21 protein-coding genes and 1 tRNA gene are annotated in these 20,801 nt (G+C 65.6%); 6 read left to right on the top strand and 16 right to left on the bottom strand.

What is annotated here, in order from left to right; genetic code table 11:
• Positions 1 to 9 precede the first annotated feature (9 nt).
• From nuoF to L3V85_RS13910, 15 genes are all read right to left on the bottom strand, one after another.
• Positions 10 to 1,350 carry an NADH-quinone oxidoreductase subunit NuoF gene (gene nuoF / locus L3V85_RS13980; protein ID WP_237679781.1) on the bottom strand — a complete coding sequence of 447 codons (1,341 nt, stop codon included), beginning with the start codon at positions 1,348 to 1,350 and terminating at the stop codon, positions 10 to 12.
• Positions 1,350 to 1,904, bottom strand: a complete 555-nt coding sequence (gene nuoE / locus L3V85_RS13975) for an NADH-quinone oxidoreductase subunit NuoE (RefSeq protein WP_237679780.1) — start codon at positions 1,902 to 1,904, stop codon at positions 1,350 to 1,352. The genes nuoF and nuoE overlap by 1 nt, the downstream gene beginning before the upstream one ends.
• Positions 1,905 to 1,914: 10 nt before the next feature.
• Positions 1,915 to 3,168, bottom strand: a complete 1,254-nt coding sequence (locus L3V85_RS13970; RefSeq protein ID WP_237679779.1) for an NADH-quinone oxidoreductase subunit D — start codon at positions 3,166 to 3,168, stop codon at positions 1,915 to 1,917.
• Between the two features lie 5 nt (positions 3,169 to 3,173).
• Positions 3,174 to 3,785: an NADH-quinone oxidoreductase subunit C gene (locus L3V85_RS13965; RefSeq protein ID WP_237679778.1), complete on the bottom strand. Its 612-nt coding sequence runs from the start codon at positions 3,783 to 3,785 to the stop codon at positions 3,174 to 3,176.
• A gap of 13 nt (positions 3,786 to 3,798) precedes the next feature.
• Positions 3,799 to 4,278 carry a NuoB/complex I 20 kDa subunit family protein gene (locus tag L3V85_RS13960; RefSeq protein ID WP_007837763.1) on the bottom strand — a complete coding sequence of 160 codons (480 nt, stop codon included), beginning with the start codon at positions 4,276 to 4,278 and terminating at the stop codon, positions 3,799 to 3,801.
• A gap of 15 nt (positions 4,279 to 4,293) precedes the next feature.
• Complete coding sequence (locus L3V85_RS13955; RefSeq protein WP_012748607.1) at positions 4,294 to 4,653, bottom strand: NADH-quinone oxidoreductase subunit A; 360 nt, start codon at positions 4,651 to 4,653, stop codon at positions 4,294 to 4,296.
• A 67-nt stretch (positions 4,654 to 4,720) separates the two neighbouring features.
• Positions 4,721 to 4,805 (bottom strand) — tRNA-Leu (locus L3V85_RS13950).
• 119 nt (positions 4,806 to 4,924) lie between these two features.
• On the bottom strand, positions 4,925 to 5,335 hold the full coding sequence (gene secG, locus L3V85_RS13945; RefSeq protein WP_237679777.1) for a preprotein translocase subunit SecG: 411 nt from the start codon (positions 5,333 to 5,335) through the stop codon (positions 4,925 to 4,927).
• Positions 5,336 to 5,374: 39 nt separating this feature from the next.
• On the bottom strand, positions 5,375 to 6,139 hold the full coding sequence (tpiA, locus tag L3V85_RS13940) for a triose-phosphate isomerase (protein ID WP_237679776.1): 765 nt from the start codon (positions 6,137 to 6,139) through the stop codon (positions 5,375 to 5,377).
• A 13-nt stretch (positions 6,140 to 6,152) separates the two neighbouring features.
• Positions 6,153 to 7,151: an NAD(P)H-quinone oxidoreductase gene (locus L3V85_RS13935; RefSeq protein WP_237679775.1), complete on the bottom strand. Its 999-nt coding sequence runs from the start codon at positions 7,149 to 7,151 to the stop codon at positions 6,153 to 6,155.
• A gap of 89 nt (positions 7,152 to 7,240) precedes the next feature.
• The gene (pnp, locus tag L3V85_RS13930; protein ID WP_237679774.1) at positions 7,241 to 9,574 is read right to left on the bottom strand and encodes a polyribonucleotide nucleotidyltransferase; all 2,334 of its coding nucleotides are present in this window, start codon (positions 9,572 to 9,574) and stop codon (positions 7,241 to 7,243) included.
• 204 nt (positions 9,575 to 9,778) lie between these two features.
• Positions 9,779 to 10,045 carry a 30S ribosomal protein S15 gene (rpsO, locus tag L3V85_RS13925; RefSeq protein WP_007837783.1) on the bottom strand — a complete coding sequence of 89 codons (267 nt, stop codon included), beginning with the start codon at positions 10,043 to 10,045 and terminating at the stop codon, positions 9,779 to 9,781.
• 88 nt (positions 10,046 to 10,133) lie between these two features.
• Positions 10,134 to 11,069, bottom strand: a complete 936-nt coding sequence (locus L3V85_RS13920) for a DMT family transporter (RefSeq protein WP_237679773.1) — start codon at positions 11,067 to 11,069, stop codon at positions 10,134 to 10,136.
• A 78-nt stretch (positions 11,070 to 11,147) separates the two neighbouring features.
• The gene (locus tag L3V85_RS13915) at positions 11,148 to 12,353 is read right to left on the bottom strand and encodes a pyridoxal phosphate-dependent aminotransferase (protein WP_295173839.1); all 1,206 of its coding nucleotides are present in this window, start codon (positions 12,351 to 12,353) and stop codon (positions 11,148 to 11,150) included.
• 3 nt (positions 12,354 to 12,356) lie between these two features.
• Positions 12,357 to 13,637, bottom strand: coding sequence for a branched-chain amino acid ABC transporter substrate-binding protein (locus L3V85_RS13910; RefSeq protein WP_237679771.1), 1,281 nt, complete (start codon positions 13,635 to 13,637; stop codon positions 12,357 to 12,359).
• Positions 13,638 to 13,759: 122 nt separating this feature from the next.
• Between L3V85_RS13910 and L3V85_RS13905 the strand changes: the two genes are divergently transcribed.
• Entirely contained in the window at positions 13,760 to 14,131 is a 372-nt protein-coding gene (locus L3V85_RS13905) for an Hsp20/alpha crystallin family protein (RefSeq protein ID WP_237679770.1), read from the top strand.
• Positions 14,132 to 14,320: 189 nt separating this feature from the next.
• Positions 14,321 to 15,079, top strand: a complete 759-nt coding sequence (locus L3V85_RS13900) for an alpha/beta hydrolase-fold protein (RefSeq protein WP_237679769.1) — start codon at positions 14,321 to 14,323, stop codon at positions 15,077 to 15,079.
• Here the strand turns inward: L3V85_RS13900 and tsaD are convergent.
• The gene (gene tsaD, locus L3V85_RS13895; RefSeq protein WP_237679768.1) at positions 15,018 to 16,076 is read right to left on the bottom strand and encodes a tRNA (adenosine(37)-N6)-threonylcarbamoyltransferase complex transferase subunit TsaD; all 1,059 of its coding nucleotides are present in this window, start codon (positions 16,074 to 16,076) and stop codon (positions 15,018 to 15,020) included. The genes L3V85_RS13900 and tsaD overlap by 62 nt on opposite strands.
• 124 nt (positions 16,077 to 16,200) lie before the next feature.
• Between tsaD and L3V85_RS13890 the strand changes: the two genes are divergently transcribed.
• From L3V85_RS13890 to L3V85_RS13875, 4 genes are all read left to right on the top strand, one after another.
• Positions 16,201 to 17,472 (top strand): nitrate regulatory protein, encoded by a 1,272-nt coding sequence (locus tag L3V85_RS13890; protein ID WP_237679767.1) that lies wholly within the window; start codon positions 16,201 to 16,203, stop codon positions 17,470 to 17,472.
• A gap of 330 nt (positions 17,473 to 17,802) precedes the next feature.
• Positions 17,803 to 19,047: a CmpA/NrtA family ABC transporter substrate-binding protein gene (locus L3V85_RS13885; RefSeq protein WP_237679766.1), complete on the top strand. Its 1,245-nt coding sequence runs from the start codon at positions 17,803 to 17,805 to the stop codon at positions 19,045 to 19,047.
• A gap of 13 nt (positions 19,048 to 19,060) precedes the next feature.
• On the top strand, positions 19,061 to 19,981 hold the full coding sequence (ntrB, locus tag L3V85_RS13880) for a nitrate ABC transporter permease (protein ID WP_237679765.1): 921 nt from the start codon (positions 19,061 to 19,063) through the stop codon (positions 19,979 to 19,981).
• The gene (locus L3V85_RS13875) at positions 19,978 to 20,787 is read left to right on the top strand and encodes an ABC transporter ATP-binding protein (RefSeq protein ID WP_237679764.1); all 810 of its coding nucleotides are present in this window, start codon (positions 19,978 to 19,980) and stop codon (positions 20,785 to 20,787) included. The genes ntrB and L3V85_RS13875 overlap by 4 nt, the downstream gene beginning before the upstream one ends.
• Positions 20,788 to 20,801: the final 14 nt, after the last annotated feature.

The raw sequence follows: 20,801 nt of genomic DNA, 5'->3' as shown, positions 1-20,801 counted from the left end.
TTCTCGCGCTCAGGCCTTGACGGGCGCCGTCGGAACGTGGCCCGGAATCAGGGCTTCGAACTCGTGACGGAAGTGCTTGATCATGGCGCGCACGGGCATGGCCGCGGCATCGCCGAGCGCGCAGATGGTGCGGCCCATGATGTCGCCGGCGACGGAGTCCAGCAACTGCATGTCGCTGGGCTTGCCCTGGCCGTTATGGATGCGGTCCACCACGCGGTAGAGCCAGCCCGTGCCTTCGCGGCAAGGCGTGCACTGGCCGCAGGATTCGTGCATGTAGAAGTACGAGAGGCGCTTGAGCGACTCGACCATCGAGCGGCTGTCGTCCATGACGATCACCGCGCCCGAGCCCAGCATGGAGCCGGCCTTGGCGATGGAGTCGTAGTCCATGGTGCAGGCCATCATGATGTCGGCCGGCAGCACCGGCGACGACGAGCCGCCGGGAATCACGGCCTTCAGCGTGCGGCCCTTTCGGACGCCGCCCGCGAGCTCGAGCAGCTTGGAGAACGGCGTGCCCATGGGCACTTCGTAGTTGCCGGGCAGCTCGACGTCACCGCTCACCGAGTAGATCTTGGTGCCGCCGTTGTTCGGCTTGCCGCACTCGAGGTAGGCCGGACCGCCGTTGCGGATGATCCAGGGCACCGCCGCGAAGGTCTCGGTGTTGTTGATGGTGGTCGGCTTGCCGTACAGGCCGAAGCTGGCAGGGAACGGCGGCTTGAAGCGCGGCTGGCCCTTCTTGCCTTCGAGCGATTCGAGCAGCGCGGTTTCTTCACCGCAGATGTACGCGCCGAAGCCGTGAGCGGCGTGCAACTGGAAGTTGTACGTGCTGCCCATGATCTTGTCGCCGAGGTAGCCGGCGGCGCGCGCTTCTTCGAGGGCTTCCTCGAAGCGGTCGTAGCTCTGGAAGATCTCGCCGTGGATGTAGTTGTAGCCCACGCTGATGCCCATCGCGTATGCGGCGATGGCCATGCCTTCGATCACGATGTGCGGGTTGAACTGCAGGATGTCGCGGTCCTTGCACGTGCCCGGCTCGCCTTCGTCCGAGTTGCAGACGAGGTACTTCTGGCCCGGGAACTGGCGGGGCATGAAGCTCCACTTCAGGCCCGTGGGGAACCCGGCGCCGCCGCGGCCGCGCAGGCCCGAAGCCTTGACTTCGGCGATCACCTGGTCGGGCGTGAGGCCTTCGGTGAGGATCTTGCGCAGGGCCTGGTAGCCGCCACGTGCTTCGTAGTCGGCCAGACGCCAGTTGGTGCCGTCGAGGCCCGCGTAGATCTGCGGCTCGATGTGGCGGTCATGGAAACAGGTCTGGACGCCCGTTGCCTGGAACTGCTGGAGAACTTGTTCGGGCGACATCACGAAGCCTCCCCTTTGGCCGCCTGCGCGGCGCCGCGCAGGCCGTCGATGAGCTGGTCGAGCTTTTCGTTGCTCATGAAGCTGCACATGGTGCGGTCGTTGACCAGCATCACGGGCGAATCGGCGCAGGCGCCCAGGCATTCGCTCTGCTGCAGCGTGAACAGGCCGTCGGCCGTGGTCTCGCCCATCTTGATGCCGAGCTTCTTCTCGAGATGCACGAGCGCCGTGACGCCGTCACGCAGCTGGCAAGGCAGGTTGGTGCACACGTTGAGCTTGAACTTGCCCACCGGATGCTGGTTGTACATGTTGTAGAAGGTCGTCACTTCATGCACGGCGATGGGCGCCATGCCGAGGTACTCGGCGATCTCGCGTTCGCGCTGCAGGCTGACGTAGCCTTCGTCCTGCTGGACGATGGCCAGGCAGGCCATCACGGCGGATTGCTTGCCGGCTTCGGGGTACTTGGCCACCTCGCGCGCGAAGCGCTCGAGGATCGCAGGCTGCAGAGGGGAAGAAGGCGCCGAAGGCGCCGTGTGATGGTGGGTCGAGGAAGTCATTCGCTCTTTCTCACCTGTCGATCTCGCCGAACACGATGTCCATCGTGCCGATCACCGCGACAGCGTCGGCGATCATGTGACCGCGCGACATTTCGTCGAGGGCGGCGAGGTGCGGGAAACCAGGGGCGCGGATCTTCAGGCGGTACGGCTTGTTGGCGCCGTCGCTCACGAGATAGATGCCGAACTCGCCCTTCGGATGCTCGACGGCGGCATACGCTTCGCCTTCGGGCACATGGAAGCCTTCGGTGAAGAGCTTGAAATGGTGGATCAGCTCCTCCATGTTCGCCTTCATCGATTCGCGCGCGGGCGCGGCGACCTTGTGGTTGTCGGTGATGACAGGACCGGGGTTGGCACGCAGCCAGGCCGAGCACTGCTGGATGATCCGGTTGGCCTGGCGCATCTCTTCGACGCGAACCAGGTAGCGGTCGTAGCAGTCGCCGGTCTTGCCGACGGGCACGTCGAACTGCATGCGGTCGTAGACGTCGTAGGGCTGCTTCTTGCGCAGGTCCCATTCGATGCCCGAGCCACGCAGCATGGGGCCGGTGAAACCGAGGTTCAGCGCACGCTCCGGCGTGACCACGCCGATGCCCACGGTGCGCTGCTTCCAGATGCGATTGTCGGTGAGCAGCGTTTCGTACTCGTCGACCATCTTCGGGAAGCGCTTGCAGAAGTCGTCGACGAAGTCGAGCATCGAGCCCTGACGGTTCTCGTTGAGCTTCTCGATGGCCTTCGCGTTCTTGATCTTGCTGACCTTGTACTGCGGCATTGCATCCGGCAGATCGCGATAGACACCGCCCGGACGGAAGTACGCCGCATGCATGCGCGCGCCGGACACAGCTTCGTACAGGTCGAACAGGTCTTCGCGCTCGCGGAAGCAGTAGATGAGCATGTTCATCGCACCGCAGTCGAGACCGTGCGCGCCGAGCCACAGGAGGTGGTTCAGCAGGCGGGTGATCTCGGCGAACATCACGCGGATGTACTGCGCGCGGATCGGCACTTCGAGGCCCATCATCCGCTCGATGGCGAGGCAATAGGCGTGCTCGTTAGACATCATCGACACGTAGTCGAGACGGTCCATGTACGGCAGCGACTGGATGAAAGTGCGCGATTCGGCGAGCTTTTCGGTCGCGCGATGCAGCAGGCCGATGTGGGGGTCGGCACGCTGGATCACTTCGCCGTCCAGCTCGAGCACCAGGCGCAGCACGCCGTGCGCCGCCGGATGCTGGGGACCGAAGTTGAGTGTGTAGTTCTTGATTTCGGCCATATCTGTCAGTGCAAACCGCCGCCGTAGTTGTCTTCGCGGATCACGCGCGGGGTGATTTCTCGCGGCTCGATCGATACCGGCTGGTAGACGACGCGCTTCTGCTCTTCGTCGTAACGCATTTCGACATGACCCGACACCGGGAAGTCCTTGCGGAACGGGTGACCGATGAAACCGTAGTCGGTCAGGATGCGGCGCAGGTCGTCGTGGCCTTCGAACACGATGCCATAGAGGTCGAACGCTTCGCGCTCGAACCAGGTGGCGGCATTCCAGACGGGCTGCAGCGAATCGACCACGGGCAGGTCTTCGCTCGATGCAAACACCTTGAGGCGCACGCGCTGGTTGAGGCTCACGGAAAGCAGGTGCGTGACGACGCCATAGCGATCGCCCTGCCACTCGCCTTCGCGGTAATCGGAATAGTCCATGCCGCAGAGGTCGATCAGCTGCTCGAAACGGCAGCCGGGCGCGTCGCGCAGCAGCAGTGCGGCATCGATGTAGTCGGTCGAGTCGACCACCACGGTCACCTCGCCGAGAGCGATCGTCACGCTCTTGGCCTTGTCGCCGAGGGTCTCGGCGATGGTGGCGCGCAGCACCTCCGGCGAAATTGCAAAGTCAGTCATCGTCGGCAATCTCTCAGGCGCGGGCAATGGTGTTGGTGCGGCGAATCTTCTGCTGCAGCTGGATCACGCCGTAAAGCAATGCTTCGGCGGTGGGCGGGCAACCCGGCACATAGACGTCGACCGGCACGATGCGATCGCAGCCGCGCACGACCGAATAGCTGTAGTGGTAGTAGCCACCGCCATTGGCGCACGAGCCCATCGACAGCACCCAGCGCGGCTCGGGCATCTGGTCGTAGACCTTGCGCAATGCCGGCGCCATCTTGTTGCACAGCGTGCCGGCCACGATCATCAGATCGGACTGGCGCGGGCTGGGGCGGAACAGCATGCCGAAGCGGTCGATGTCGTAGCGGGCAGCGCCCGCGTGCATCATTTCGACAGCGCAGCATGCAAGGCCGAATGTCATCGGCCAGAGAGATCCGGTCTTCGCCCAGTTCACGACCGAGTCATAGGTCGTGGTGACGAAACCTTCTTTGAGAACGCCTTCAATGGCCATTGTGTAGCTTCCTTGTCATTCCCAGTCGAGCGCGCCTTTTTTCCACTCGTAGGCGAAGCCCACGACGAGGATGGCGAGAAAGATCATCATGGCCCAGAAGCCGACAGCACCGATCTCCTTGAGCGCAATGGCCCACGGAAAGAGAAAGGCAATTTCGAGATCGAACAGGATGAAGAGAATGGCGACGAGGTAATAGCGCACGTCGAATTTCATGCGCGCATCCTCGAAGGCTTCAAAGCCACACTCGTAGGGAGCGTTCTTTGCGGCGTCGGGCCGATTGGGGCCGAGAATGTATCCGATGACCTGAGGGGCGACGCCTACGCCGACTCCGACCAAAATGAACAAAAGGACGGGGAGGTAGGAGTCGAGATTCATCGAGAGTTTTTCACCGCTTGCCACCGGCAAGAAGAACCTCTGGATGAGGTTTTCTGCCGATGAGATTTGGTGCGGTCGGCGAGACTCGAACTCGCACAGCTTTCGCCACTACCCCCTCAAGATAGCGTGTCTACCAATTTCACCACGACCGCGGTTTTTACTGTTCGGATGGCATGAGGTACCTGCAACAGGTATTTGGCTTTCCGAACAGATTTAGAGTTTACCCTGAAAATGAGCCGTTTTTCACTGACAGCTCATGAAAACGAGTTGATTACTTGCTGGGAATCTGGCCCGGCGCCGGAGCGGGCGCGGCAGGAGCCGATGCAGGGGCTGCAGGAGCCGCTGCACCAGGGATTTCGCCGGCCGCGGGAGCAGCAGGCGCAGCCGGTGCCGCAGGTGCGCCGACAGCAGCGCGCTCGAGCAGGCTGCCACCGCCAGCAGGACGTGCATGGCTGAAATAAGCCAGCAGCAGCGTGCATGCGAAGAACACCGCGGCAAGCACCGCCGTGGTGCGCGACAGGAAGTTGGCGCTGCCACTGGCACCGAACAGGCTGCCGGCACTGCCGCTGCCGAAAGCAGCGCCCATGTCGGCACCCTTGCCGTGCTGGATCAGGATCAGGCCGATCATCACAAGGGCTGCCAGCATCTGCACGCCGACCAGAAGGTTGAGGACCACGTTCATTCGTTCTTACTCCTAATTGATTGCCGCCGTTGCCCGCATTCAGCGTGCAGCGGCAGAGATGATCTGCAAAAAGTCGGGCGCCTTGAGCGACGCGCCGCCGATGAGGCCGCCGTCGATGTCGGCCTGTGACAGCAGCTCCGCGGCATTCGCCGCGTTCATGCTGCCGCCGTAGAGGATCTTGATGGTCGCCGCGTGCTCGCTCGCCGCATGGTGCAACTGCGCGCGCAACACCGCATGCACTGCCTGCGCCTGCTCCGGCGTGGCCGTCTTGCCCGTGCCGATGGCCCAGACAGGCTCATAGGCCACGACGATCTCGCTGATGCAATGACCGTTCACATGAATGACTGCAGCCAACTGGCGCTTGACGACTTCTTCGGTCTGCCCTGCTTCGCGCTGTGCCAGCGTTTCGCCGACGCAGACGATCGGCGTGATGCCGTTGGCCAATGCAGCAGCGGTTTTTGCCGCCACGACTTCATCGGTTTCGCCGTGATACTGGCGACGCTCCGAGTGACCGACGATCGCGTAGCGCACGCCGAAGTCCTTCAGCATCGCCGCCGATTGCTCGCCGGTGAACGCACCTTGCGGATGCGCCGAAATGTCCTGCGCACCCAACGCCAGAGCAGGCGAGCCCGCCAGCAGCGACTGCAGTTGCGCAAAGTACGGTGCGGGCGCGCACAGCGCCACGTCGCACGCGGCCGGGCTTGCGGCCAGGCCTTGCTGCAGCGCCTTCACGAGCGCTTCGTTGGCAGCCAGGCTGCCATTCATCTTCCAGTTGCCGGCGATCAGCTTCTTCTTGGTTGTCATCGCGTTCTTCTCGTCACCATGTCAGCACGATCTTGCCGATGTGCTGGTTCGATTCCATCAGCGTGTGAGCCTGGGCCGCGCCGCTCGGTTCACCCGCTGCCGCAAAAGTGCTGTGGATCACGGGCTTGATCGCACCGCTCTCGAGCAGCGGCCAGACCTTGTCGCGCAGCGCCTTGGCAATGGCGCCCTTGAACGCCACCGGACGCGGACGCAGCGTCGAGCCGGTGATCGTGAGCCGCCTGCGCAGCACGAGGCCGGCATTGATCTGGCTCTTCACGCCGCCCTGCACCGCGATGATCACGAGCCGGCCGTCTTCGGCCAGGCACTCGATCTCGCGCGCCACGTAGTCGCCCGCGACCATGTCGAGCACCACGTCCACGCCCTTCCCTCCCGTGAGCTTCTTCGCCTCTTCGACGAAATCGCTCGTGCGGTAGTTGATGGCATAGTCAGCGCCCAGCTTCTTGCAGGCTTCGCACTTGTCGTCGCTGCCGGCCGTGACGATCACGATCGCGCCGAGCGCCTTGGCGATCTGGATCGCCGTCACGCCGATGCCGCTCGAGCCGCCCTGGATCAGCAGCGTTTCGCCCTTTTGCAGGCGGCCGCGCTCGAACACGTTGCTCCACACGGTGAAGAAAGTCTCCGGCAGCGAAGCCGCCTCGACATCGCTCCAGCCCTTGGGCACGGGCAGGCATTGCACGACGGGCGCCACGCACAGCTGCGCATAGCCACCGCCTGCAATCAGCGCGCAGACGCGGTCGCCGATCTTGAAGCCCGCCTCGGCCAAGGCCGCGGCGTCGCCCGAGACGATCTCGCCGGCCACTTCGAGGCCCGGCAGATCGGATGCGCCCGGCGGCACCGGATAGTTGCCCATCCGCTGCAGCACGTCGGGGCGATTGACACCACTTGCCGCAACGCGGATCAGCAGCTCGCCCGCACCGGCGACCGGGTCGGGACGCTGCGCGACGCGCAGCACCTCGGGGGCGCCGAACGAAGTGATTTCAATGGCTTTCATGGTCTTTCGGCCTCCTGCGCCCGCAGATGGGGCGAAGCTTGCTTTTCAAAAGATGACAACGGCGGCACGAGACCGCCGTTGCGCCCTTCTTACTCCTGAGGCTCGCGCGGGGCTTGCTGTTGCTGCTCGCCGGCCGGAGCCTGCGGCTGCTCGTTGCGCGGTTGCTGTTGCTGGTCGTTGAAGCGCGGTGCGCGCTCGCCACGATCACCACCGCGGTCGCCACGGTCGCCGCGATCACCACGGTCCGAACGCTCGCGGCGCTCGCCGCCACGGTCACCGCGATCGCCACGGTCTTCGCGCGGCGGCCGCTCGCTGAATTCCATGCCGGCCGGACGCTCGGTCAGGGCCTTCATGGACAGCTTGACGCGGCCCTTTTCGTCGGTTTCGAGAACCTTGACCTTCACGATCTGGCCTTCGCTCAGATAGTCGGTCACCTTCTCGACGCGCTCGTGCGCGATCTGGCTGATGTGCAGCAGGCCGTCCTTGCCGGGCAGCAGGTTGATGAGCGCGCCGAAGTCCAGGATCTTGGTGACCGGGCCTTCGTAGACCTTGCCGATTTCCACTTCGGCCGTGATCTGCTCGATGCGCTTCTTGGCCAGCTCGGCCTTTTCCGGATCGGTCGAGGCGATGGTGATGGTGCCGTCTTCGTCGATGTTGATCGTCGTGCCGGTTTCTTCCTGCAGGCCGCGGATGACCGAGCCGCCCTTGCCGATCACGTCGCGGATCTTCTCGGGGTTGATCTTCAGCGTGGTCAGGCGCGGAGCGAAGCTGGAGACTTCGGCCTTGGCCTCGCCCATGGCTTCCTGCATCTTGCCCAGGATGTGCATGCGCGCTTCCTTGGCTTGCGCCAGTGCGACCTGCATGATTTCCTTGGTAATGCCCTGGATCTTGATGTCCATCTGCAGGGCGGTGATGCCGTTGGTGGTACCCGCAACCTTGAAGTCCATGTCGCCCAGGTGATCTTCGTCGCCCAGGATGTCGGTCAGCACCGCGAAGCGGTTGTCTTCCTTGATCAGGCCCATGGCGATACCGGCCACGTGCGCCTTCATGGGCACGCCGGCGTCCATCATCGACAGGCAGCCGCCGCAGACCGAAGCCATCGACGAGGAGCCGTTCGACTCGGTGATTTCCGAGACCACGCGCACCGTGTACGGGAACTCTTCCTTGTTCGGCAGCACGGCGACGAGCGCGCGCTTGGCCAGGCGGCCGTGGCCGATTTCGCGGCGCTTGGTCGAGCCCATGCGGCCCACTTCACCGGTGGCGAAGGGAGGCATGTTGTAGTGGAACAGGAAGCGGTCTTCGTACTCGCCGGCCAGCGCGTCGATGCGCTGCGCGTCGCGTTCGGTACCGAGCGTGGTGATGACCAGCGCCTGCGTTTCACCGCGCGTGAACAGGGCCGAGCCGTGGGTGCGGGGCAGCACCGAGTTGCGGATTTCGATGGGGCGCACGGTGCGGGTGTCGCGGCCGTCGATGCGGGGCTCGCCCGACAGGATCTGGCTGCGCACGATCTTCGATTCGATGGCGAACAGCAGGTCGCTGACCTTGCCGGAGTCGAATTCGGCGCCTTCGGCCTTCAGTGCCTCGAGCACGCTGGCGTTGGCCTCGCGCAGGGCTTGCGTACGCGCTTGCTTGCTGCGGATCTGGTAGACGGCGCGCAGCTTTTCCTCGGCCAGGCCCTTGACCTTGGCGACGAAGGCTTCGTCTTCGGCGGGGGCCTTCCAGTCCCACACCGGCTTGCCGGCGTCGCGCACGAGTTCATGGATCGCGTTGATGGCGATGTTGGCTTGCTCATGGCCGAACACCACGCCGCCCAGCATGATTTCTTCGCTGAGTTGCAGGGCTTCGGATTCGACCATCAGCACCGCGGCTTGCGTGCCGGCAACGACGAGGTCCATCTGCGAATCCTTGCGGGCGGTCTGGCCCGGATTCAGCACGTACTGGCCGTTGATGTAGCCCACGCGGGCGGCACCGATCGGGCCGTTGAACGGCACGCCGGAGATCGAGAGCGCGGCGCTCACGCCGATCATGGCGGCGATGTCGGCGTCGACTTCGGGGTTGAGCGAGACCGTGTGGATGACCACGTGGACTTCGTTCAGGAAGCCTTCGGGGAACAGCGGGCGGATCGGGCGGTCGATCAGGCGGCTGGTCAGCGTTTCGTGTTCGCTGGGCTTGGCTTCGCGCTTGAAGAAGCTGCCGGGGATCTTGCCGGCGGCATAGGTCTTCTCGATGTAGTCGACGGTCAGCGGGAAGAAGTCCTGGCCGGGCTTGGCCGACTTGGAAGCGACCACGGTCGCCAGGATCACGGTGCCGTCGATGTCGACGAGCACGGCGCCGCTGGCTTGGCGGGCGATTTCACCCGTTTCCATGACGACGGTCTTGTCGCCCCATTGGAACGACTTGGTGACTTTGTTGAAGAGGCTCATTTTTGCTCCTGTTTTAGTAGCAGGCCACACAGGGCCCGCAAGGGGCGGAGGCTTCTCAGAACACGATGCCATTCCAGCGAAGCTCGGGCGAACTTCATTGGAATGACACAGCTTCGCTCTGTTTGGGCACTCCGAAAGTGGATCGCGAAGTAAAAAACGCCTGAGCTAGCGGACTAACCCAGGCGTTTTTTCATGCGATTCGGTTTACTTGCGCAGACCCAGCTTGGCGATCAGCGCGGTGTAACGGTCGGCGTCCTTGGACTTGAGGTAGTCCAGGAGCTTGCGGCGGCGGCTCACCATGCGCAGCAGGCCGCGACGACCATGGTGGTCCTTGGCGTGCGTCTTGAAGTGGGGGGTGAGCTCGTTGATGCGGGCGGTCAGCAGTGCGACTTGCACTTCTGGGCTGCCAGTGTCGTTGGCGGCGCGGGCGTTGTCTTTGACGACTTCGGCCTTGATGGAGGCTGCGATCATGATGATTTCCTTGTTCCTGGATGTTTGACTTGCGGTGGGGACTGGAACTGCCCTCGCCGTGCGCCTTGCGGCATGCAAAGCCTCGGGATTATAGCTCGGCGACTTTCAGCGGGCTTTCATGCCCCCTGGAACCCCTCCCATCGAGGGAAGCCAGCCCCACCGCGCCCAGCACGCAGGCGGCCCCGGCGATCTGGGCCAGGCTGATGCTTTCGCCCAGCCAGAGCGCCGCCAGGGCCAACGCCGAGACCGGCAGGATGGCCGTGAATAGCGCCGCCTCGGCCCCGCGCAGCCGGGACGATCCGGCAAACCACAGGACGAAGCCCAGCACCGTGGGCACCAGCGCGTAGTACGCGACACCGGCCAGCGCCGCCATCGGCAAGGGACGCTCCCAGGCCCGCTCAAGCAGCGCCGGAACCAGCGACAGCAGCAGCCCGAAGGCGGCCATGAGCGTCGACAACGCCAGCGGGCGCACCGGAACCCGCAGGCGCTTGTTGAGCAGGATGAACATCGCCTCGCAGACGACCGCGCCCAGGACCAGCAGATTGCCCAGCAACGCCGCAGGGGATTTCGAGTCCCCCGCCGAAGCAGCCCCTGCTCCGGGCCAGCTGATCGCCAGCACCCCCGCGGTCGCCAACACGATGCTGCCCACCAGGTAGCGCCCCGGCCGCTCGCGCAGCGCGATCACCGCCACCAGCGCGGCCACCGCCGGCAAGGTGCCCGCGACAACACCCGCGCTGGCCGCCGGCGCCCAGCGCACGCCCATGATCAGCAGCACCGTGTAGCCGACGCTGCCCAGCCCCGCCTGGCTCAGCAGCAGCGCCATGTCGCGCCGATCGGGCCTCGGCCACGGCGTGCGGGTCAGCCGCAGCAGCAACAGGAACACCGGCAGCGCCATCGCGAACCGCAGCGCGGTCGCGGTGAAAGGCGGCAGCCCGCCCGCGATGACCTTGCTCGCCACCACCGTGCTGCCCACCGTGACCATCGCCAGCGCGCACAGCGCCATGCCCTTCGACCGTTCCGACATGCCAGACCTTTCGCTTTCGAGAAAAGGCCCAGCTTCGCGGCCGGCGCGCGCCGCGTATTGAACGAAATTGCAGCCGGCTCAGCCCTTGCCGGGTTGCTGCTGCTCAAGCCAGCTGCGCAGCCGCTCGACGCCCTTCACCAGCCGCTGCGGGTCTTTGGAGGCAAAGCACCAGCGCAGCCAGCCTTGAGCTTCGGGGGCGAAGGCGTTGCCCGGCGCGAGACCCAGGCCCGCCTCGGCCACCAGCCGCTTGGCCACTTCGAGCGAATCGCCGAAGCCCTCGAGCCGGAAGAAGGCGTACATGCCGCCCTTGGCCGGCGCCACCTGCACGCCCGGCACCGCCGCCAGCAGCGGCACCAGCGTGTCGCGGCACGACTTCAGGTGCGCCACCACACGCGGCGTGATCTCGGACGTGTGCTCGATGGCCGCGATGGCCGCACGCTGCGTGAACACGCTGGCACAAGAGGTATTGAATTCGATCAGCTTGCCGATGCCGTCCACCATCGACGGCGGCAGCACCAGCCAGCCGAGGCGCCAGCCCGTCATGAGGAAGCTCTTCGAAAAGCTGTGCGTCACGACCAGCCGGTCGTCGGGCTTCGAGATGTCGAGGAAGCTCGGCGCGCAGCCGTTGGGCGTCGGCTCGTAGTACAGCCGCTCGTACACCTCGTCGGCCAGGATCCAGGTGCCGGTCTGGCGGCAATGGTCGAGCACGGCTTGCTGCTCGTCGCGCGTCATGGTCCAGCCCGTCGGGTTGTTGGGCGCGTTGACGATCAGCAGCTTCGTCTGCGAAGTGACCGCGGCGCGCAGCGCGGGCAGGTCGAGCGTCCACTGCCCGTTCACCGGCACCAGCGGCACGGTGCGCACCCGCGCGCCCATGATCGCGGGCTGCGCCGTGAGGTTGGGCCACACAGGCGTGACGGCGACCACTTCGTCGCCCGCATCGACCAGCGCCTGAACGGCCAGCATCAGCGCACTCACGCCGCCCGAGGTTACGGCGATGCGCGATGCATCGACCGCCGGATGCAGCCCGCTGGTGTAGCGCGCGATGGCTTCGCGCAGCTCCGGCAGGCCGAGGTTGTGGGCGTAGAAAGTTTCGCCGCGCTGCAGCGATTCGATGGCGGCTTGGCGGATCACCTCGGGCGTGACTTCGTCGCTTTCGCCGAACCAGAAGGCCAGCACGTCGTCGCGCCCCATGCCGGCGTTGGCGACTTCGCGGATCTTCGACGCTTCGAGGTTGTGGATGGCTTCACGCATGTCTGTTGGTCCTGTTCTCTGTCTGTCATCAATCGATCAAGGTCTCTTCATCTTGCACGAGGTCGGCAGTTCGGCGCGCTCGGGCGCAATGGTCTTGACCACGCGAAAGCCGTAGCCCGACCCCTCGACATCGAACTGCACGCCGGGCTTGCCCTTGCGGTCCATCACGCCGACCACCAGTTGCTGCTGGAACTGATGGTCCGCCGCGCGCATGCGGCCGCGCTGGCCGTAGAGGCTCACGTCGGCCTGCTCGAGCGCTCGCGCGACCTGCACAGTGTCGAGGTTGCCTGCGCGTTCGACGGCCTGTACAAGCGCTTCGATCATCAGCGCCAGTCGCATGTGCACATAGTCTTCGGCCGGCTTCGGAAAGCGCGTGCGGAAGGCCCGGTAGAACGCCTCGGACTGCGCCGTCTGAACGTTGGGCAGCCAGTCGGCGACCGCGACGACGCGGCCGATGCCCGCATCGCCGATGGCGGCCGGCGCGCCAAGCGCATTGCCGTAGAAGGTATAGAAGGTGCCGTTGAACCCGGCCTCGCGCGCCGCCTTCACGAGCAGCGTGAGGTCATTGCCCCAGTTGCCCGTGACCACGGCCTGCGCGCCGCTCGCGATGATCTTGGTGGCATAGGGCGCGAAGTCTTTCACCTTGCCCATCGGATGCAGTTCGTCGCCGACGATCTCCACGTCGGGCCGCTGCGCGCCGAGCTGCCGGCGCGCCTCGCGCAGCACCGACTGGCCGAAGCTGTAGTCCTGCCCGATCAGATAGACGCGCTTGAGGGCCGCGTCGTCCTTCACCACATCCATCAGCGCGGCCATGCGCATGTCGGCATGGGCGTCGAAGCGGAAGTGCCAGAAGCTGCAGCGCTCGTTGGTGAGCACCGGATCGACCGCCGCGTAGTTGAGGAAGACCACGCGCCGCGACACGTCGCGCTCGTTGTTCTTTTCGATGGCATCGACGAGCGCCGCGGCCGTGGCCGACGAGTTGCCCTGCAGCACGATGCGCGCGCCGTCGTCCATTGCGGCACGCAATGCGGAGAGCGCTTCTTCGTTCTGTCCCTTGCTGTCGTAGCGGTCGAGCTGCAGCATGCGCGCGCCGCCCGGCAGCTTGACGCCGCCGCGCGCATTCACGCGCTCCACGGCCCACAGCAGATTGCGGAACACGGCCTCGCCGGTGTTGGCGAAGGGGCCGCTCATGCTTTCGATCAGCGCCAGGCGGATGGGTGCGGACGAGGTCTGCGCAAGCGCCGCGAAGGGCCTCGCGCATAGCGCCAGCGCCGCGAATTTCAAGGTCTCGCGACGCAAATTAAAGGGGGGATTCATTGTCTTGAAACGCTTGCCGCTGCGCCTAGATGAGGTGTCAAGCGGCACTCACACGATGGAACGGCCGCGCAGTGTAAGGGACACACATTCCTTGTCCCATTGTGTTCATTCAGGAGCTCTTCATGTTTTTCGCACCTCCCCTTCGCACCGCCCGTTTCACTCCGCGCGCCTACGACCGCGCCTTCGAACGCTTCGCCAGCGAAGCCTTCGCAGGCACCCGCCGCTCGCCGCTCGTGGAGCAGGACGACAAGAGCTGGACCCTCTCGCTCGACGTGCCCGGCTTCTCGCGTGAAGACCTCGCGATCAGCATCGAAGGCGCCGTGCTGCGCATCGACAGCAAGGCCGAAGCCAAGCGCCAGTTCAAGGCCGCCTACGAGCTGCCGCAGGACATCGACGTGGCCGCCAGCGAGGCCAAGCTCGAGAACGGCGTGCTCACGCTGAAGCTCGGAAAACTGGTGCCGGTGAGCCAGGCCGCGAATTTACAAATCAACTAGTCCGGCCTATGTCCACAAGAAGAAAGTGACAGCAAAGGGTTGCTTTTGACTTTGAACATGCTCCCTATTCACAATAGGGCCGCATAACGTCACATGATGTGACGTTTTCTTAGTACTTTCTTCTTCGTGGGCGTCTTGTAAACGCATCGAAAATCATGACGGTGCGGATCGGGTGCCCCTCCTGGCACCATGAAAACTCACCTTCAACCTGCAAACCCCACCGAACAATCCGACACGCTCCTGGTTTTCCTGCCAGGCGCTTACCTCAAGCCCGACGAGTTCGAGCGCGAAGGTTTCATCAGCGCCGTGCGGGAACGCCACCTCGCGGCCGATGCCTTGCTGGTCGACGCCGACGTGTCCTACTACTACGACCAGACCCTCAGCGAGCGCCTGCATGCGGACGTCATCGAGCCGCAGCGCGCCAAGGGCTACAAGGCGATCTGGCTCGTGGGCATTTCCATCGGCGGCTTCGGCGCGCTGATCCACGAGCTGGCCAAGCCCGGCTCGGTGGACGGCATCGTGGCGCTGGCGCCCTACCTCGGGCGCCGCGTGCTCGGCGCGGAAATCAAGAAGGCCGGCGGCCTGCGCGCATGGCAGGCGCCCACCGGGCCGCAGCCCGACGAGGAACCCGACCGCAAGCTCTGGCCCTTCTTCCAGCAATACCTCGCGGCACAGCCGTCGAAGAACCTGCCGCCGCTCTACCTGGGATTCGGCCTCGAAGACCGCTTTGCCAGCAACCACAAGCTGCTGGCCGACGCGCTGCCGCCGGGCCGCGTGTTCACGACCGAAGGCGGCCACGACTGGCCGCAATGGCGCCAGCTCTGGCGCAACGTGCTGGACGTGCTGCCGCTGCCGGCCATCGGCCGCTCGCGCCAGTCGCAGCCGGCTATGCAGCCTGCGGCAGCGACGCCTCGGCAGTCAGCGATGCCATTGGCCATCGCGGTCTGACGTCGAAGGCATAGCGCTCGGTCGCCTGCGAGAGGCCCGATTGCAGGCGCATAGCGGCGGCCATGGCGATCATGGCGCCGTTGTCGGTGCACAGGTGCAGCTCGGGGTAGTGCACCCGCACCTTGCGCCTGGCGCACGCAGCGTTGAGTTGCTCGCGCAGATTCTTGTTCGCGCCCACGCCGCCAGCCACGACCAGCCGCTTGAGGCCGGTCTGGTCGAGCGCGGCAAGCGATTTCTTCAACAGCACTTCGACGATGGCCGCCTGCGTGGATGCCGCGAGGTCGGCCTTGTTCGCTTCGAGTTGGTCGCCGAGCTTCTTGGCCTGCGTGAGCACCGCCGTCTTCAGTCCTGCGAAAGAAAAATCGAGATCGCCGCTGTGCAGCAGCGGACGCGGCAGCTTGAATGCCGCGGGGTTGCCGTCTTCGGCCAGCTTTGCGAGCCACGGGCCGCCGGGGTACGGCAGGCCCATGAGCTTGGCGCTCTTGTCGAAGGCTTCGCCGGCCGCGTCGTCGATGGTTTCGCCGAGCAGCTCGTAGCGCCCCACGCCGTCCACCCGCATCAGCTGCGTGTGGCCGCCCGACACCAGCAGCGCCACGAACGGAAACTCCGGCGGATCGGCGCTGAGGAACGGCGACAGCAGATGCCCTTCGAGGTGATGCACGCCCAGCACCGGCTTGCCCAGCGCCACGCCCAGCGCGCAGGCCACGCCGGCGCCCACGAGCAGCGCGCCCGCCAGGCCCGGTCCGCGCGTGTAGGCCACCACGTCGATTTCGCCGAGCGAGCGGCCGGCCTCGGCCATGACCGACTCGGTCAGCGGCAGCACGCGGCGGATGTGGTCGCGGCTGGCCAGTTCGGGCACCACGCCGCCGTAGGCCTGGTGCATGGAGATCTGGCTGTGCAGCGCATGCGAGCGCAGCACCGGCAGCGCGTTGCCGTGCGACTCCACCAGCGCCACGCCGGTTTCATCGCAGGATGATTCGATTCCCAACAAGAGCATGCCGCCGAGTGTAGGTGGCGCCCGGCGCGGGTGCCCGCGAAGGGGCAAACGCACGCGAGCTGAGAGCTTCGAGGCACGGATGTTGCAGTGCCGGTGCAAAGCCCCGCAGGCGCACGCACCCACCATGAAGTCCGGACTGAGTTTTCTGATCGCCGCCCGCCGCTGCGAGATCGACGAGCTGGACCAGCTCGCGCGCACCAGCGAGCTGGTAGGCCTGATCGGGCGACTGGTGCACGCGCTGCAGCGCGAGCGCGGCATGTCGAACGTGTTCCTCGCATCGCATGGCGTGCGCCTGGCCGAGCAGCGCGCGCCGCAGATCGCCGAATGCCTGGCGCTCGAGCAGGAAGTGCGCGCGGGGTTCGACCAGCTCGAGGCCGAACACCACCGCGGCCTTGGCTCCGGCAACGGCGCGCGGCTGTTCAGCCGTATCGCCTGGGTGCTCCCGGGCCTGGACGCCCTGCCCGCCCTGCGCCGCCGCATCGACGCACTCGAACTCCGCCCCTCGCAGTCGACCGCCGCCTTCGTCAAGCTCATTGCCGGGCTGCTGTCGGTGGTGTTCGAGGCGGCTGACGGCGCCACCGATCCTGAAATCTCGCGCCTGCTGGTCGCGATGTTCAACTTCATGCAGGGCAAGGAGTTCGCCGGCCAGGAGCGTGCCTTCGGCGCCGCCGCGCTGGCCATGGGCCGCAGCGACGAAACCCGGCGCCTGCAGTGGCAGCACCTGATCGAATCGCAGGAGCGCTGCTTCCAGGTGTTCATCGACTTTTCCGGCGACGCGGTGCTCGCGCTCTGGCGCGAGAGCCAGTCCGACGCCACCATGGCCGAGCTGGAACGCATGCGCCGCAGGGGCGCCACCTCCGCGCCCGCCGATGCCGCGCTGGGCCAGGCCTGGTTCGACTGCTGCACGCGCCGCATCGATGCCATGCGAACCGTCGAAGACCGCCTCGCGGCCGACCTGCGCGCGCTTTGCAGCCACAAGACCGCGCGGGCCCGCAGCGAGCTGCTGACCTACCGGCAGGTGCTGGACACGCTCGCGCCCCAGACCGGCGCCGCCCTGTTCTTCGACGACGCGGACGCCGACGCGCAGGCCGCCACGCCCGCGCAGCTCGGCCGCCACCTCGAACGTTCGGTGCTCGACATGGTTCAGGAGCAGTCGCACCGACTGCAGGCCATGAGCGACGAACTGCAGACCGTGCGCGCCTCGCTCAACGAACGCAAGCTCGTCGAGCGCGCCAAGGGCCTGCTGATGGCGCACCGCCGCATGAGCGAGCAGGAGGCGCACAAGATGCTGCGCGAAACCGCCATGAACCAGGGCCGCCGGCTCGTCGAGGTGGCCGAGTCGGTGCTGGCCATGGCCGACTACCTGTCCATGCCGGAGCGCACCCCGCCGCGCTGAGGGCGTTCAACTTGGTGCAGTGCACAACAACCGTGCCTGCCGCGCATTCACCGCCCGCAAGGCGCCGCACCCTCGCCGTGCAAGGCACCGCAGCTACTTTCCTGATAGCGCGCCGACGCGCGAAAAGGCTGGCACACCGCTTGCAAGCAACCAGCGCATAGACCTCCAGAAGGTCTTCAGGCAGGCGGCATCCAACGACGGGTGCCACCCACCGACCGGACAAAGGCGTCCCCATCCCGCAAGGGCTCGTTTTCGAGCGGCCCCTGCGCGGTGCGGACGCCTTTTCGTTTTTGTCTTTTCGTTTGTTCGTCTTCAACCGGAGCCCCGCCCATGACCGACCTGCTCAAAACCCGCCTCAGCCGACGCCGCGTCCTGCAAGCCGCAGCCATCGGCGCCGTGGGCATCGACCCCGCCCTGCGCGCGGCCGTCTGGGCCCAGGGCTCCGACAAGCCCGAGAAGGAAGAGGTCAAGATCGGCTTCATTCCCCTGACCGACTGCGCCAGCGTGGTCATGGCCTCGGTGCTGGGCATCGACAAGAAATACGGCGTGAAGATCGTCCCCAGCAAGGAAGCCAGCTGGGCCGGCGTGCGCGACAAGCTCTCCAACGGCGACCTCGACATGGCCCATGTGCTCTACGGCCTGGTCTACGGCATGCACCTGGGCCTGAGCGGGCCCAGGAAGGACATGGCCGTGCTCATGACCCTCAACAACAACGGCCAGGCCATCACGCTGTCGAAGAAGCTCTCCGACAAGGGCGCGGTCGACGCCGCATCGCTCGCCAAGCTCATCGCCAGCGAGAAGCGCGAATACACCTTCGCGCAGACCTTCCCCACCGGCACGCACGCCATGTGGCTCTACTACTGGCTCGCCTCGGCCGGCATCGACCCGTTCAAGGACGTGAAGAACATCACCGTGCCGCCACCGCAGATGGTGGCCAACATGCGCGTGGGCAACATGGACGGCTACTGCGTCGGCGAGCCCTGGGGGCAGCGCGCCATCATGGACGGCATCGGCATCACCGCCATCACCACGCAGGACATCTGGAAAGACCACCCCGAGAAGGTGCTCGGCTGCACCGCCGAATTCACGAAGAAGTACCCCAACACCGCGCGCGCGGTGACCGCCGCGATCCTGGAGGCCGGCAAGTGGATCGACGCCGGCCTGCAGAACAAGAACAAGATGGCCGAGACCATCGCCGACAAGAGCTACGTCAACACCAGCGTGGACGCCATCAACCAGCGCATCCTGGGCCGCTACACCAACGGCCTGGGCAAGAGCTGGGACGACCCCAACCACATGAAGTTCTACAACGGCGGCGCCGTGAACTTCCCTTACCTCTCGGACGGCATGTGGTTCCTCACGCAGCACAAGCGCTGGGGCCTGCTGAAGGAGCACCCCGACTACCTGAAGGTGGCCACCGAAATCAACCGCATCGACATCTACAAGCAGGCCGCCGCCGCCACGCAGACGCCGGTGCCCAAGGACCCGATGCGCACCAGCAAGCTGTTCGACGGCTCCGTGTGGGACGGCAAGGACCCGAAGAAGTACGCCGATTCGTTCAAGTTGCATGCCTGAGGAGAAACACGCCATGGTCAGCGCCGTCTTTCATTCGCCGCTCGAAGCATCCCTCCCACTCCCGCGTGCGGGAGAGGGCCGGGGAGAGGCTGCCCCTCACCCCAACTCTCTTCCCAAGGGGGAGAGGGAGCAGAAGCAGCGCACCCCCATCGACCTGCGCGCGTTCTGGATGCGCGTGCTGCCCCCGCTCGCGGGCTTCGGCCTGCTGCTGTTGATCTGGGAAATCGTCGCCATGAAGAGCACCACGGGCTTCCCCACGCCCGCGGCCACTTGGCAGCAGGCGCTGACGGTATTCAGCGATCCCTTCTACAGCAAGGGCCCCAACGACCAGGGCGTGGGCTGGAACGTGCTCTCGTCGCTGCAGCGCGTGGCGTTGGGCTTCGGCCTGGCGGCGCTGGTCGGCATTCCGGCCGGCTTCGCGATCGGGCGCTTCGAGTTCCTCTCGCGCATGTTCAACCCGCTGATCAGCCTGATGCGCCCGGTGTCGCCGCTGGCGTGGCTGCCCATCGGCCTGCTGGTGTTCAAGGGCGCCAACCCGGCGGCCATCTGGACCATCTTCATCTGCTCGATCTGGCCGATGGTCATCAACACCGCCGTGGGCGTGCAGCGCGTGCCCACCGACTACATGAACGTGGCCAAGGTGCTGAACCTCAGCGAATGGAAGATCCTCACCAAGATCCTGTTCCCCTCGGTGCTGCCCTACATGCTCACCGGCGTGCGGCTGGCCGTGGGCACCGCGTGGCTGGTGATCGTGGCGGCCGAGATGCTCACCGGCGGCGTCGGCATCGGCTTCTGGGTATGGGACGAGTGGAACAACCTCAACGTCGCCAACATCATCATCGCGATCTTCGTGATCGGCATCGTCGGCCTGGTGCTGGAGTTCGCGCTCATCAAGCTGGCCACCGCGTTCACGTTCGAAGAGGTGAAGTCATGACCAATGACGGCAAGTACATCGAGATCCACGGCGTCGAGCAGGCGTTCAAGACACCCAAGGGGCGCTTCGTCGCGCTGCGCGACGTGAACCTGAACGTGGCCAAGGGCGAGTTCATCACGCTCATCGGCCACTCGGGCTGCGGCAAGTCGACGCTGCTGAACCTGATTGCCGGACTCACCACGCCCACGCAAGGCGCGCTGCTGTGCGCAGACAAGGAAATCAAGGGCCCGGGCCCCGAGCGCGCGGTGGTGTTCCAGAACCACTCGCTGCTGCCCTGGCTCACCTGCTTCGAGAACGTATACCTGGCGGTGGAACGCGTGTTCGCCGCCACCGAAAACAAGGCGCAGCTGCGCGCCCGCACCGACGCCGCGCTGGCGCTGGTCGGCCTCACGCCCGCCGCGCAGAAGCGCCCGGGCGAGATCTCCGGCGGCATGAAGCAGCGCGTGGGGATTGCGCGCGCGCTGTCGATGGAGCCCAAGGTGCTGCTGATGGACGAGCCCTTCGGCGCGCTCGACGCCCTCACCCGCGCCAAGCTGCAGGACGAGCTGCTGGCCATCGTGCAGAAGACGCGCAGCACCGTCGTCATGGTCACGCACGACGTGGACGAGGCCGTGCTGCTGAGCGACCGCATCGTGATGCTGACCAACGGCCCGGCCGCCACCATCGGCGAGGTGCTGAGCGTCGACATCGCCCGCCCGCGCAACCGCGTGGAACTGGCCGAGGACCCGGTCTACGTGCACGCCCGCAAGGCGGTGATCGACTTCCTCTACACCCGCCAGGCCCACGTGGAGAAGACCGCGGCCTGAGCCCGGACCGCAGG

This window comes from Variovorax paradoxus (assembly GCF_022009635.1).
Taxonomy (GTDB): Bacteria; Pseudomonadota; Gammaproteobacteria; order Burkholderiales; family Burkholderiaceae_C; genus Variovorax.
The sequence above is the reverse complement of the archived record's forward strand: the minus strand, read 5'-3'. Positions and strand labels throughout refer to the sequence as shown.

Excerpts from the sequence above, each read along its gene's own strand:
- nuoF (WP_237679781.1), bottom strand. The coding sequence starts at position 1,350 with ATGTCGCCCGAACAAGTTCTCCAGCAGTTCCAGGCAACGGGCGTCCAG.
- nuoE (WP_237679780.1), bottom strand. The coding sequence starts at position 1,904 with ATGACTTCCTCGACCCACCATCACACGGCGCCTTCGGCGCCTTCTTCC.
- L3V85_RS13970 (WP_237679779.1), bottom strand. The coding sequence starts at position 3,168 with ATGGCCGAAATCAAGAACTACACACTCAACTTCGGTCCCCAGCATCCG.
- L3V85_RS13965 (WP_237679778.1), bottom strand. The coding sequence starts at position 3,785 with ATGACTGACTTTGCAATTTCGCCGGAGGTGCTGCGCGCCACCATCGCC.
- L3V85_RS13960 (WP_007837763.1), bottom strand. The coding sequence starts at position 4,278 with ATGGCCATTGAAGGCGTTCTCAAAGAAGGTTTCGTCACCACGACCTAT.
- L3V85_RS13955 (WP_012748607.1), bottom strand. The coding sequence starts at position 4,653 with ATGAATCTCGACTCCTACCTCCCCGTCCTTTTGTTCATTTTGGTCGGA.
- secG (WP_237679777.1), bottom strand. The coding sequence starts at position 5,335 with ATGAACGTGGTCCTCAACCTTCTGGTCGGCGTGCAGATGCTGGCAGCC.
- tpiA (WP_237679776.1), bottom strand. The coding sequence starts at position 6,139 with ATGACAACCAAGAAGAAGCTGATCGCCGGCAACTGGAAGATGAATGGC.
- L3V85_RS13935 (WP_237679775.1), bottom strand. The coding sequence starts at position 7,151 with ATGAAAGCCATTGAAATCACTTCGTTCGGCGCCCCCGAGGTGCTGCGC.
- pnp (WP_237679774.1), bottom strand. The coding sequence starts at position 9,574 with ATGAGCCTCTTCAACAAAGTCACCAAGTCGTTCCAATGGGGCGACAAG.
- rpsO (WP_007837783.1), bottom strand. The coding sequence starts at position 10,045 with ATGATCGCAGCCTCCATCAAGGCCGAAGTCGTCAAAGACAACGCCCGC.
- L3V85_RS13920 (WP_237679773.1), bottom strand. The coding sequence starts at position 11,069 with ATGTCGGAACGGTCGAAGGGCATGGCGCTGTGCGCGCTGGCGATGGTC.
- L3V85_RS13910 (WP_237679771.1), bottom strand. The coding sequence starts at position 13,637 with ATGAATCCCCCCTTTAATTTGCGTCGCGAGACCTTGAAATTCGCGGCG.
- L3V85_RS13905 (WP_237679770.1), top strand. The coding sequence starts at position 13,760 with ATGTTTTTCGCACCTCCCCTTCGCACCGCCCGTTTCACTCCGCGCGCC.
- L3V85_RS13900 (WP_237679769.1), top strand. The coding sequence starts at position 14,321 with ATGAAAACTCACCTTCAACCTGCAAACCCCACCGAACAATCCGACACG.
- tsaD (WP_237679768.1), bottom strand. The coding sequence starts at position 16,076 with ATGCTCTTGTTGGGAATCGAATCATCCTGCGATGAAACCGGCGTGGCG.
- L3V85_RS13890 (WP_237679767.1), top strand. The coding sequence starts at position 16,201 with ATGAAGTCCGGACTGAGTTTTCTGATCGCCGCCCGCCGCTGCGAGATC.
- L3V85_RS13885 (WP_237679766.1), top strand. The coding sequence starts at position 17,803 with ATGACCGACCTGCTCAAAACCCGCCTCAGCCGACGCCGCGTCCTGCAA.
- ntrB (WP_237679765.1), top strand. The coding sequence starts at position 19,061 with ATGGTCAGCGCCGTCTTTCATTCGCCGCTCGAAGCATCCCTCCCACTC.
- L3V85_RS13875 (WP_237679764.1), top strand. The coding sequence starts at position 19,978 with ATGACCAATGACGGCAAGTACATCGAGATCCACGGCGTCGAGCAGGCG.